A 12869-nucleotide genomic window follows, 5' to 3' on the forward strand; every position below is an offset into this window, starting at 1 on the left:
TCTACTTTTCCACTACTAACTTATCCCCTATCCTCACCCCTATATCAGATCCGTTGGCCCAAAAAGCAGAGTAGGGTTTTCCACTCAAATAAGGCACAAATTCTTTTCCATATAACTCTTCAACATCTGCTTCAAATACGTAGTCCGTTACTTCTGCAACGTGCCAGGATATATGCTCTACCTGGTACTGCATTGTCTTGTAGTCGGTTAGGCGGTTATACCCCCAATAGTGCTCAAAAATAAATTCTTCGGGGCTACCGGGTTCTATTTTTACCAGACTGTTTCGCACCGTTGCGCCTATCTTATTCCATTTCCCTTTCACTTTCCACTCGTACAAAAACTGTGTGTGATTAGGGCCGTCTTTAAAGGTTGAATGCCGCATAGGATACCAACTGTAATGCTCTTTATATAACGTATTGGCAATAACCGTTATGATTGGCTTTGGCACTATTTCGCTAACAAAAACAGCGCCCCGTTTCCACTCCTTACCATCAAAATGGCGTACGTAAAAGCGCAGGTTTACTTCTTCAAAATTTACATGGAACGGCCATTTGATCCCCAGCACTTTTGTGTCCTGAAACATAAAGCCGACCATGCTTACCAGTGCTTTGCCCTCCCACAGGTCTAATTCGGTACCGGCGGGCAGGTAGGGTCGCAAAATTTCTGGTTGCACCTCGTAATTCAGCATGATCAGGTTTTTCCATTGAGCGGTAAGAAAGCGGGATTTAGATGTGGCCATGTAGGTTGAACGTTTAATTCAAAGTCTTGTTTATCACCAATATCACATAAAAAAAGGCTGCGAGAATAAACTTCGCAGCCTTTAAATATCTATTTATTCGATATTATCTTCCTTTATAATATTTCATCGCCTCGGGTATCAGGCTCTGTATGTTGGCTATCCGGGTCGCATCGCTTGGGTGGGTACTCAAAAATTCAGGTGTGCCACCGGCTTTGCTTTGTGCAGCCATCCGTTGCCAAAATGCAACCGCCTGGTGCGGGTCATAACCGGCCATTGCCATAAAGGTGAGGCCCAAACGGTCTGCCTCCGACTCCTGGTTACGCGAATATTTTAACAAGGCAACCTGGCCACCTATACCGTAAGCCTGGTTAACCACGGCCTGCGTAATTTGCGATCTGCCGCCTGTAGCAGCACCAACCGCGGCACCACCGGCCTGTAATAACATTTGCTGTGACATGCGCTCGGCCGAATGCTTGGCTATAGCATGGCCGATCTCATGACCCATTACTGTTGCCAAGCCTGCGTCTGTTTGGGTGATAGGTAAAATACCGCTATAAACGGCCACTTTACCACCCGGCATACACCAGGCGTTTACTTCAGGGCTTTGTATCAGGTTAAATTCCCAGGAAAAATTATATTGGTTGGCGTACCCGTTAGCATTCAAATATTGTTGGATAGCAGTTGCCAACTGGCTGCCGATACGCTTTACGCGCTGTGCATCTGTACCTGTTGCAATAACCTTCGTTTTAGGGTCTGATAATAACTGTTGATAGCTGGCAGCAGCCGCAGGGTTCACCTGGTCGTCGCTTACTAAGCTTAATTGTGAACGGCCGGTTAACGGCACTGTAGAACATGAGTAGAAGGCAATGGCAAGAACCAATGCAGCGAAAAGTTTAATTTTTTTCATGGTAAGTTAGGCGGTTGTTTTCTTTTTAAATAAGTTGACTTTCGACTCTTTACCCTTTAATAAGCGTTCAATATTTTTTTGATGCGTAACTAATATTAAAATACATATACACATACCGTATATAATGACCGATTTAATATACACCGGGAATATAAATGTAACCCCCAATGGATAAGTAAAGCCCGCCATTATTGAGCTTAGTGACACGTAGCGTGTAATTAGCAACGTAACAATAAAAATACAAACACAAAGTAAAGATGCCGGCAAGTTAATAGCCAATATCATTCCAAAAAGTGTGGCAATACCTTTTCCGCCCCTGAAACCGGCAAATATCGGGAACAAATGGCCCATTACGGCGGCGATACCCAGCGCCAGTTCATAATTAACAAAAGCTACAGAATGGTAAGGACCGGTGGTAGTTACGCCTATTACATAAGCAAGGTTAGTAGCCGTCCATCCTTTTAAAATATCGAGCAGCATAACAGGTATTCCTGCTTTTTTGCCTAATACCCTGAAAGTGTTGGTAGCGCCCGCATTACCACTGCCGTATTCCCTGACATCAATATTATAGAAGGCCTGTCCTATCCAAACCGCTGTAGGGATAGAGCCAAAGAGATATGCAAGAATAAGCGCTGCAATGGAGTAGACTGATAGCATCTATGCAATAATATTAAATTGATGTTATACTACGCAATATATCGTTATAATTTTACAGCCTTGAGGCTAAGATCCAAACTCTTTACCGAATGGGTAAGCGCCCCTACCGATACGTAATCAACACCGCAATCGGCATAGTCACGAATGTTATCGATAGTGATACCGCCCGACGCTTCTGTTATGTAACGTCCCTCGATCATGTTTACGGCCTGTCGCAGATCATCAAAATTGAAGTTATCCAGCATAATGCGGTTTACATTACCGGTTTGCAACACCTGCTCTAATTCGTCAAGGTTACGCACCTCAATCTCTATTGCCAGCTTTCTGCCTGTTTCTTTCAGATAGTTGTTTGCATTTTCGATAGCCCTGCGGATGCCGCCCGAATAATCAACGTGGTTATCCTTAATCAGGATCATATCGTACAAGCCAATACGGTGGTTTACACCGCCGCCGATGCGCACTGCCCATTTCTCCAGGTAGCGAAGGCCGGGTGTGGTTTTACGTGTATCTAATACTTTGGTATTGGTGCCTTTTAGCAATCGTACGATATTATTGGTTGTGGTTGCAATACCGCTCATCCGCTGCATGCAGTTAAGCACCAGCCGTTCGGCTTTCAAAATGCTTTGGGCATCGCCTTCAACTTCAAGGGCAATGTCTTTAGGTTTAACTTCGGCACCGTCATTCAAAAACACGGTGACTTTAAGGTTTGGGTCAACAACGCTAAATATTTCCAGCGCCAGTTCAACACCTGCCAGTATGCCCGTATCTTTTACTAATAATTTTGCTTTGCCTTGTGTACCGGCCTCGATGGTAGCTAATGAAGTGTGGTCGCCGTCGCCAACGTCCTCAGCTAATGATGCGGTAATAAATTGATGTATAAGTTCCTTGTCCAAACCTTTGATTTTTTGAGTTTCAAAAGTAAGAACAATTGACGACTGATTAGGTTTTTTCGGTTTCTATCCGCAGTTCAATGATGGTCGTTTCGGCTCCCACCTCCTTAAGGGTAAAGGATACGCGAAATTTACCTTTATCAGTAGTAAGGATCACCACCCCAAACTGGTAGTTAGCATTGGAACTTACGCGATGAAAAATTTTAGCCCCTGTAGGTTTATTTTCTTTAAAGAATTTCTCAAGAATGAGTTCAGATTGTGTGGCGGAGTAAACATTGGTGTTCTCTAAAACAGCCATATCTACATTAGCAGCAAAATACTTAGCTAACTCGTGCGTGTTGCCTTGCTTTAGCAAATCAGTTATCTTTTCAATAGGGCCGGCATGGCAAATGGCAGGCAGCATCAAAAGCAACACAAGTAACGGCGTATATCTTTGTTTCATCGCTATCATATATGACCAATAAACTAAAGAAATGATGCAGCAAAAAATAAACCAATTTTAAACCACAATGTTTAAACGTTGCTTTTATATTTGCATTGTGGAAAACAGAAAAAAAGTTGCTTTAATTATATTGGACGGCTGGGGCTACGGCCGTAACGACCAATCGAACGCCATTGTGGCTGCCAACACCCCGTTTTTTGACTCGATGATTGCCCAATACCCTAACTCAAAGCTCGAAGCTTCGGGCGTAGCGGTAGGTTTGCCCGAAGGGCAGATGGGTAACTCGGAAGTGGGCCACATGAATTTAGGTGCGGGCCGCGTGGTTTACCAGGAACTGGGCCGTATCAACAAAGCCGTTACCGATAAAGAATTTGTACAAAATGAAACACTTGCCGAAACATTTCAATATGCTAAGGATAATGATAAAGATGTGCACCTGATTGGTTTGGTAAGTGATGGCGGTGTACACGCGCACATTAACCACGTAAAAGGTTTGGTTGACGCTACTGAAGCGTTGGGCCTGCAAAAGGTATTCATCCATGCGTTTTTAGATGGCCGCGATACCGACCCTAACTCGGGCGCAGGTTTTATCAGGAGTTTAGAAGACCATATGGCCGATACGGCTGTTACCCTGGCATCGGCTATTGGCCGTTATTACGCTATGGACCGCGACAACCGCTGGGAGCGCGTTAAAAAAGCATACGACGTAATGGTTAAAGGCATAGGTGAGCCATCTGCCGATATCGTAGCATCGATTAAAAAATCGTATGCCGAAGGGATTACCGATGAATTTATTTTGCCGATCATCAAAACCGGCGAAGACGGGCAACCGGTTGCCGTTATAAAGGATGGCGATGTAGTGATCTGCTTTAACTTCCGTACAGACAGGGGCCGGGAAATTTCGCAGGCACTTACCCAAAAGGAGTTCCCTGAGTATGATATGAAGCCCCTGAACATCGACTATGTGACCATGACATCGTATGATGAAACCTTTAAAAATGTAAAGGTGGTTTTCCGTAAGGACGACCTGAGTAAAACCCTGGGCGAAGTATTGGAAGGCGCCCAAAAGAACCAGATCAGGATAGCCGAGACCGAAAAATATCCGCACGTCACCTTCTTCTTCTCGGGCGGGCGCGAAAAAGAGTTCATCAACGAAAAACGTTTATTGGTGCCATCACCAAAGGTAGCTACATACGACCTGCAGCCCGAAATGAGTGCCGAAGGGATCCGCGATGCGATCATCCCGGAGTTGATTGCCGAATGGCCGGATTTTGTTTGCCTTAACTTTGCCAATACCGATATGGTTGGCCACACCGGCGTTTTCAGCGCGGTGGTAAAGGCAGCCGAGACAGCCGACGCCTGCACAAAGGCAGTTGTCGAGGCCGGTTTACAGCATGGGTATTCTTTCATCATCATTGCCGACCATGGTAATGCAGATTATATGATCAACGAGGATGGATCGCCTAACACTGCCCATACCACCAACCTGGTACCCTGCATTATTATTGACAGTGATGTTAAACAGGTTAAAGACGGTAAACTGGGCGATATAGCCCCTACCATATTGCACATGATAGGCGTACCTATCCCTGCAGAAATGACCGGGAATGTATTGGTATAAACCCTTTTTAAAATATGGCTCACTTACAGGCATGGCTGCACTTTTATGCTGCGGATATGCTTGTAAACCGGCTATTAAAGAAACCGGCGCGCAGGTAAAGTTCTTCGATATCAAAGAATATTTTCAGCACGAGACCACCAGGCTTACCAAACCCAATCATGAGGTAAACAAGTCTGTTGACCATAATGGTGATAAGGAAAGCAAGAAAGTAAAGATTAGCAACTGGGCGCGCGAGCTTAATCTGTTTACCGAAAGCGATATCAACAAACCCGCATGGAGCAAAAGTTACACAGTCGATTCTACCGCAACCAATATTACCTATAAAGCCAAATACCCGGAGTTAAAAACGCGATACATCACCATTTGCCGGGAAAACGGCAAGGTAACTGCCATTGAAATAGAAAACGATACCCAAAACATCCTTTACAACACTACCGAAAAATTAACCTACCTGCCGGGTACGTTCTACCAGATAGAGAAAATGCAGCATGTAAAGGTAATGGGCGGCAATAGTTATAAGATCAAGGGCGAGTTCTAAGACAAAGGTTATTTAGCGTTAGTGCATACCCTTGTCAAACGAGCCGGCCTCCAGGAAAGAGAGATTAATGATGCCCAACAGCAGATGCAAGCTTCTCTTTGGAAAGCTCCAATAACGATGAGATATCCGACCGGTTGGGGTTGCTGTTCAGCACCTTCTCTAAATCGGTAACAGATGCGCGCAGGGAGTTGGTACCCCTCACCTTATCATAGGTATGCGGGTTAGGCTGCAACTTAAACATCCCGTATTCGCGGTAAGCTATGCCACGGGTTTGGTATGATTTGTTTTGCTCAGAAGGATCAATGGCTATGGCTTTTGTAAGGTCAAATATAGCACCTAACAAGTGCTTTTCACGCTCCTGCGGCGATAGCGCCAGGTCTTTACCAAGGTAACCTTTTGCCCTTGCCCGGTAATAATAAGCGGTAGCGTCAACCGGGTTAATAAAAATAGCCTTTGTGTAAGCGATGATGGATTTACGATAGTTTTCGCTGTGATAATAAGAGTAACCCAGCATCCAATAAGCATTAGCATTGGTTGAGTCGATAAGGCATGCCTTCTCCAGCTGCATTACTGCTGCCTTAAAATTACCATCCATAAAGGCCTGCTGACCCATTTTTACATAGGCGTTTTGCGCCGATGATTCAAGGGAGGTAATGATAATCAAAGAAATTATAGCCGACAGCCTCATTAGTAACTAAAGGGTTTAACCGTAAACAATACATAAACTACCAATGTGGTAAATTATTATGCGTTGCGCGCAATTTGTTAATAATTTATTTAATGCGCACAACAAATTAGGATAATGACAATTCTGTGCGGTAAAGGAAACACCCACAACCCATTTAGATTTGCTTTTTACGCTATTGTTGAGTTAATTGCGTTAATTCTTATCTACGGGCGTAAACCAATTATATTTTTAAGATGGATTTTTTAAAGGCTATCGGCAACGAATTTACGGGCTTTTGGGGGCTTGGCGGGTTCTTGGAAATCATCAGATCGGGCAATTACGGCAAGTTTTTGACTTATGAGGGTATGGTTTCTTTGCTGGTACCGCTTACCCCGCTCCTATTATTATTCGAGATCATCCGGGCCGCCTTTTACAAGCGGTTTAAGGTTATCCACTACAAAATTTCGTTTTTTACTTATGTGCTTAATGCCTTTGTGGGCAGGGTGATATCTATTGCGATGATAGGGCTTTGCATAAAATGGTTTTTACCCATTGCTATATTTAAAACAACCTTTACCTGGTACTGGTTTATTTACGGGTACATTATATGGGAATTTGCCCACTTTATTTACCACTACCTGGCGCACAAGGTACGCCTGCTGTGGTGCCTGCACTCCACCCATCATGCGCCCGAAACCATGAACCTTTCGGTTACCTATGCGCATTTCTTTCTGGAAGGACCCTATGCCGATCTGATCCGCACCAGTATCTGTATTTTGCTGGGCGTAAACCCTGCCATGCTGTTTGTGATCATGTTTATTGATGGTACCTGGGGGGCTATGATCCATGTAGGCGAAAATGTTATTCAAGACGGGAGGCTCGGCTTTTTAAATAACATCATCCTTACCCCCTCGCACCACAGGGTGCACCATGCCCGTAATGTGGTGTATATGGATACGAACTTTTGCAACCTGCTTAATATATGGGATAGGGCCTTTGGCACTTATTACCCCGAAGACCGGAACATCCCGATAGAATATGGTATCAGCAGGCCCATGATCAAGAACAGTTTTTTAGATGCCTATTTCGGTGAGATCGTTGCCCTTGCTAAAGACGTTTACCGTGCACCAGGCATTAAAAATAAATTTCTTTATATTTTTATGCCCCCCGGCTGGAGCCATACCGGCGATCATAAAATGACCAGCGTGGTACGTAAAAAATATTTTGAAGAACTGGATAAAGAGAAACCAAAGCCCGTATTATAAGATTTTGGGGAATTCACCTTGTTTCTATTCTAACCTTAAAATAAGCAAATTTGACTTTATCCGAATATGCTTCTTGATATAATTTCAAAGCAATTGACTTATTATCAAGCCATTTAACTTCGTTGATAGACCATTTCCTAAGGCCGAACTTCATTTTTTCCGTAATCACTTTTATCCCAACGCCCTTGTTTATATAATACAAAACAATTAATGCGCGATGATTATAGTATTTATCGTAATCGGGCATATCATAGGAAGAGTAAGTTACAAATCGATCGCATAGGGGTGATACCAATAATCCTAAAAGACCGGCATCATAATCAGCGGGCAAAGGCATAGTCTTGCCGCTTTTAATTTCATATAGATATGTTTCGCAAACTTGATCACATCGACTTTTTAAAGTAACCCCCAAGTTTTTTACAAAGCCACTTGAGTCTAAGCCACAACGTGACTTGTTTAAACTGTCAATAGCATCATATTCTGCCAAAGAGATTATTTTTAGGTTGTTATCTAATTCGTCAACCTCTTCTTCTTGTTTTTCATGTATAATTTTGGTTGCAGAGTCCGAATTGATCACGACTTTATTTAGGACATGTATTACATCTTTTTTTGAAGCCACAGACTTTTGTTCCCCACGCCTTTTGCATGCAAGCAATAAAGCTAATCCAAGCAAGACTATACAGCGATTTTTCATATATCTAATGTATCTAAATGAATTTACAAACAGAACAGCTTATCTCTCAGGGGCATGACGTTTTTTCCACTTATTTCAAAAGCAATAAAAACTTTCTCGCCTATCCAATCGGCACTAACACGCAAATAATGAAGCGTTTACAATCATGCTGCAATTTGTCCGTTTGATTACCTTATATTGGCATAGCTCTTGAATTAGTATATTTGAATATATAACTAATAGTAATTTAATGTAATGGCAATGCTGCTCGCTGTAGCGGCTGACATTTTGACGTTTTATTATTGTGCATAACAAGGTGATTAATGAGTTACGACCCGTTCGATTTTAAAAATACAATGCCCTCTATCAACGAAGATTCGGAGTTTTTCCCGCTGATGTCATCAGAGGACGAGGCCGAGATGAATAATGAGGAGGTTCCTGAGATCCTGCCTATTCTGCCGCTTCGCAACACGGTACTTTTTCCGGGTGTGGTGATCCCGATTACGGTAGGTCGCGATAAGTCAATCAAACTGATCCGCGATGCCAATAAAGGCAGCCGCCTGATAGGTGTTGTTGCCCAGCAGGATGTGAGTGTTGAAGACCCTTCATTCAGCCAGCTGCATCAGGTTGGTACCATAGCCCTCATCATTAAAATGCTCCAAATGCCCGATGGTAATACTACCGTTATCCTGCAAGGCAAAAAACGTTTTAAGTTAAAGGATGAAGTACAGAGCGAGCCCTATATTAAGGCCACTTTAGAGCCTTTTAAAGAAATTAAGGCCAAAGAAGATAAAGAATTTAAAGCCATGGTATCGTCTGTTAAAGACATGGCCATGAACATTATACAGCTATCGCCAAATATCCCGAGCGAAGCCGGTATCGCTATCCGCAATATCGAGAGCACCTCGTTTTTGATCAATTTCATATCATCAAATATGAATGCGGATATGGCTGCCAAGCAGGTTTTACTGCAAACGGCAAGCCTTCGCGACCGGATAAATATGGTGCTGGAACACCTTACGCTTGACTTGCAAATGCTGGAACTTAAAAACCAGATCCAAACCAAGGTAAGGGTCGACTTGGATAAACAGCAACGCGATTATTTCCTGAACCAGCAGATCAAAACCATTCAGGAAGAACTGGGCGGCACCTCTCCCGACCTGGAAATTGAGAACCTGCGCCAGCGAGCCCTGAAAAAGAAATGGGATAAAGAGGTGAAGGCACATTTTGGTAAAGAACTGGAAAAGCTAACCCGAACCAACCCTGCCGCGGCAGATTATTCGGTACAGATTAATTACCTGGAGCTGTTGCTGGATTTACCGTGGAACGAATTTACCAAAGATAACTTTGACCTTAAACGCGCACAAAAGGTGCTGGATAAGGACCACTTCGGTTTAGATAAAGTGAAACAGCGTATTATCGAATACCTGGCTGTACTGAAGCTAAAACATAACATGAAGGCCCCTATCCTTTGTTTGGTTGGCCCCCCGGGGGTTGGTAAAACATCGTTGGGAAAATCAATAGCCAAAGCATTGGGGCGCAAATATGTACGGATGGCCCTGGGCGGCGTACGCGACGAAGCCGAAATTCGCGGTCACCGTAAAACCTATATCGGCGCTATGCCGGGCCGGATCATTCAGTCGGTAAAAAAAGCCGGTGCAGCTAACCCGGTATTCATATTGGATGAGATAGATAAGGTGAGTACAGATTTCCGTGGGGATCCATCATCAGCCCTGTTGGAGGTTTTAGACCCTGAGCAGAACAGCACCTTTTATGATAATTATGTAGAGATGGATTTCGACCTGTCGAACGTGATGTTCATCGCGACAGCAAATTCATTGAGCAGCATCCAGCCTGCCCTGCTTGACCGTATGGAAATTATCGAAGTAAACGGTTACACCATCGAAGAAAAAATAGAGATTGCTAAAAAGCACTTGTTGCCTAAACAGCGCGAGGCGCACGGGCTTACCGCAAAAGATGTGGTGATAAAACCCGATGTGGTTGAAAAGATCATTGAAGATTATACCCGCGAGTCGGGCGTACGTGCTTTAGAGAAAAAGATAGGGTCTGTGATCCGTGGCGTGGCCAAGAACATTGCCATGGAAGAGCCTTACAATGCTACCGTGAGCAAAAACGAGGTAGAGAAGATACTGGGTGCCCCTATTTACGACAAGGACCTGTATGAGGGTAACGACACAGCGGGTGTGGTAACAGGCCTGGCCTGGACATCTGTAGGCGGCGACATTTTGTTTATTGAAGCCAGCTTAAGCCCCGGTAACGGCAAGCTTACCCTAACCGGTAGCCTGGGAGATGTCATGAAAGAATCTGTTACTATCGCCCTAGCTTATTTAAGGGCACATGCCGGGTTCTTTGACATTAACCCCAAGCTGTTTGAGCAGTGGGATGTCCACGTGCACGTACCAGCGGGTGCAACCCCAAAAGACGGACCATCGGCAGGCGTTACGATGCTTACAGCATTGGTTTCAGCCTTTACCCAACGCAAAATAAAACCGCACCTGGCCATGACGGGCGAGATCACGCTGCGCGGCCGCGTGTTGCCTGTGGGCGGGATCAAGGAGAAGATCCTGGCGGCTAAACGCGCAAATATTAAAGAGATCATCCTTTGCAAATCCAACCAGAAAGATATCCTGGAGATAAAAGAGGATTACATCACCGATCTGCAATTTCACTACGTAACCGATATGCGCGAGGTGGTTACCTTGGCTTTATTAGATGAAAAGGTAACGGATGCTTTAGATTTGACCGTTAAAGAGAAAGAAAAACAGACGGTTGTCGTAGAGTAACCGCGGGTCATGCTGAATTTATTTCAGCATCTCTCATGCAAGCAAGCACTACGTATGTCCGCCAGTCCTGTTAGATTCCAAAATAAATCGGGATGACATAAAGAATAATATTACACAGAAAAGCCCCAAGAAACCGGGGCTTTTTCTATTTTAGCACACCGATTTTAAAAGCCCCCTTGAATGAAAATAAAATTACTTGCCTTAACTCTTTGCCTTTTAAGCGGCGTTAGTCTGTTTGCTCAAAACCGCGGTCATGAGATTGGTTTTCAATCGGATAACGATTCTTTCCTGGGCCAGGGGTCTGACCGGTATTACACCAACGGCTTTTTCCTGTTCTATCGCTTCGCAAAAGATCCGTTAACCATGGGCAAGCGCATGCGGGACAGGGTTGCCAATTCAGTTTTCACGGTCGAGTTAGGGCAAAAGATCTATAATGCGCAATCGGGCAACCTGCCCTCGGCAGATTATGTGGATAGACCATTTGCAGGTTATTTGTATTTAGGCTTGACCGGCAATGTGCTTTACAAAAACGAAACTTCGGTTAGGTTAGGAGCTAAAGTGGGCGTTATTGGCCCTGCCGCCGGCGGTTATACCGTTCAAAAATTCATTCATAATACCTTTGGCTTTTATGAGCTCAACAGCTGGCAATACCAGGTGCGTAATGCCGCACAAGTAAACCTGAACCTTGATGTAGACAAGTTGATCGCCCGCGCATCAGCCGCCGATCTTACGTTCTCCGGTTATTTGAATTTGGGCACCGGCTTTAACGCCGTAGGTATAGGCCCTATGCTGCGCTTGGGTAATTTTAATCAGTTATATCAATCTGTTAGTACACAAAGTACGGCCAGCAAGGTCAATAACAACCTGCTACACAAGACAGAATTGTTCTTCTATTACAAACCGCAGGTAAACGCAGTGGTTTATGATGCCACCGCGCAGGGCAATATCTTCAAGGACCACCCGGAGCCTGGAACGCAGGAAATAGTGGGCGATATCAACCACTTTGTATTCAGCAATAAACTGGGCGTAAGCTTGGCCAGCAGCCGCATTGTGCTGGATGCTTCGGTGTTTATCAATACCCGCGAGGTGAAGCAAATGGTAAAAAGCACCCATCAGTGGGGATCGTTAACTTTGCTGTACCGGTTTGATTAGTAATCAAAATTACGTTTACGATTATCTTTTTTATCCGACTGGATCTTTTTATCGCCCAGGCGGGCAAGTTTGGCAGCGCGGCTAACCTTACTGGGTTTTCGCAATTTGGGTTTGTGCAGGGCTTTGGTCAGCAGGACAATTAAACGCTCCACGGCTATCTCTTTGTTCAGGAACTGACTGCGCTCCTCATCGCAGATCACTTGCACCAGGCCGTCCTTATTAAAACGGTTTTGCAGCTTTTCATTCAGCAAAAGCTTTTCTTCGCTATCAAACAAAGCCGAATCATTTATGGAAAACAACAGCTCCACCTTGGTAGATACCTTATTAACATTTTGCCCGCCTGCACCACCGCTGCGCGATGTTTTGTACGAGATCTCTTTTTGCAGCGCGGCCTTATCTAAATTCATGGGGTTGAAGATAGTAAATGATTTATTTATTATTGATGGGTTAATAGTCATCAATAGCTGAGTCAACCTTTCACCAAATCAACTAATCGCCATTCAATTAATCACTA

At 44.2% G+C, this 12869-nt stretch carries 13 protein-coding genes; 5 read left to right on the forward strand and 8 right to left on the reverse strand.

Annotated features, from left to right (window positions below):
• Position 1 precedes the first annotated feature (1 nt).
• From IDJ76_RS15630 to IDJ76_RS15650, 5 genes are all read right to left on the reverse strand, one after another.
• Positions 2-739, reverse strand: a complete 738-nt coding sequence (locus tag IDJ76_RS15630) for a YqjF family protein (protein WP_191164278.1) — start codon at positions 737-739, stop codon at positions 2-4.
• Between the two features lie 103 nt (positions 740-842).
• Complete coding sequence (locus tag IDJ76_RS15635) at positions 843-1646, reverse strand: M48 family metallopeptidase (RefSeq protein WP_191164279.1); 804 nt, start codon at positions 1644-1646, stop codon at positions 843-845.
• A gap of 6 nt (positions 1647-1652) precedes the next feature.
• A complete protein-coding gene (plsY, locus tag IDJ76_RS15640; RefSeq protein WP_191164280.1) occupies positions 1653-2303 on the reverse strand; it encodes a glycerol-3-phosphate 1-O-acyltransferase PlsY in 651 nt (216 codons plus the stop codon).
• A gap of 44 nt (positions 2304-2347) precedes the next feature.
• A complete protein-coding gene (nadC, locus tag IDJ76_RS15645) occupies positions 2348-3196 on the reverse strand; it encodes a carboxylating nicotinate-nucleotide diphosphorylase (protein WP_191164281.1) in 849 nt (282 codons plus the stop codon).
• Positions 3197-3242: 46 nt separating this feature from the next.
• Entirely contained in the window at positions 3243-3635 is a 393-nt protein-coding gene (locus tag IDJ76_RS15650) for a DUF4783 domain-containing protein (RefSeq protein WP_191164282.1), read from the reverse strand.
• A 67-nt stretch (positions 3636-3702) separates the two neighbouring features.
• Between IDJ76_RS15650 and gpmI the strand changes: the two genes are divergently transcribed.
• Both gpmI and IDJ76_RS15660 read left to right on the forward strand, forming a co-directional pair.
• Positions 3703-5256: a 2,3-bisphosphoglycerate-independent phosphoglycerate mutase gene (gpmI, locus tag IDJ76_RS15655; protein ID WP_191164283.1), complete on the forward strand. Its 1554-nt coding sequence runs from the start codon at positions 3703-3705 to the stop codon at positions 5254-5256.
• A 31-nt stretch (positions 5257-5287) separates the two neighbouring features.
• Positions 5288-5794: a hypothetical protein gene (locus IDJ76_RS15660; protein WP_191164284.1), complete on the forward strand. Its 507-nt coding sequence runs from the start codon at positions 5288-5290 to the stop codon at positions 5792-5794.
• Positions 5795-5858: 64 nt separating this feature from the next.
• Here IDJ76_RS15660 and IDJ76_RS15665 read toward each other — a convergent pair whose 3' ends face one another.
• Positions 5859-6458: a tetratricopeptide repeat protein gene (locus tag IDJ76_RS15665; RefSeq protein ID WP_224746355.1), complete on the reverse strand. Its 600-nt coding sequence runs from the start codon at positions 6456-6458 to the stop codon at positions 5859-5861.
• 257 nt (positions 6459-6715) lie between these two features.
• Between IDJ76_RS15665 and IDJ76_RS15670 the strand changes: the two genes are divergently transcribed.
• On the forward strand, positions 6716-7726 hold the full coding sequence (locus IDJ76_RS15670) for a sterol desaturase family protein (RefSeq protein WP_191164286.1): 1011 nt from the start codon (positions 6716-6718) through the stop codon (positions 7724-7726).
• Between the two features lie 13 nt (positions 7727-7739).
• On the opposite strand, the gene IDJ76_RS15675 is transcribed toward IDJ76_RS15670, so the two are convergent.
• Entirely contained in the window at positions 7740-8420 is a 681-nt protein-coding gene (locus tag IDJ76_RS15675; protein ID WP_191164287.1) for a hypothetical protein, read from the reverse strand.
• Positions 8421-8722: 302 nt separating this feature from the next.
• Here IDJ76_RS15675 and lon point away from each other — a divergent pair, with 302 nt between their 5' ends.
• Positions 8723-11203, forward strand: coding sequence for an endopeptidase La (lon, locus tag IDJ76_RS15680; protein ID WP_191164288.1), 2481 nt, complete (start codon positions 8723-8725; stop codon positions 11201-11203).
• Between the two features lie 180 nt (positions 11204-11383).
• Positions 11384-12355, forward strand: coding sequence for a lipid A deacylase LpxR family protein (locus tag IDJ76_RS15685; protein WP_191164289.1), 972 nt, complete (start codon positions 11384-11386; stop codon positions 12353-12355).
• Here the strand turns inward: IDJ76_RS15685 and arfB are convergent.
• The gene (arfB, locus tag IDJ76_RS15690; RefSeq protein ID WP_191164290.1) at positions 12352-12762 is read right to left on the reverse strand and encodes an alternative ribosome rescue aminoacyl-tRNA hydrolase ArfB; all 411 of its coding nucleotides are present in this window, start codon (positions 12760-12762) and stop codon (positions 12352-12354) included. The genes IDJ76_RS15685 and arfB overlap by 4 nt on opposite strands.
• Between the last annotated feature and the right edge of the window lie 107 nt (positions 12763-12869).

It is taken from the genome of Mucilaginibacter glaciei, assembly GCF_014773245.1.
GTDB lineage: Bacteria > Bacteroidota > Bacteroidia > Sphingobacteriales > Sphingobacteriaceae > Mucilaginibacter > Mucilaginibacter glaciei.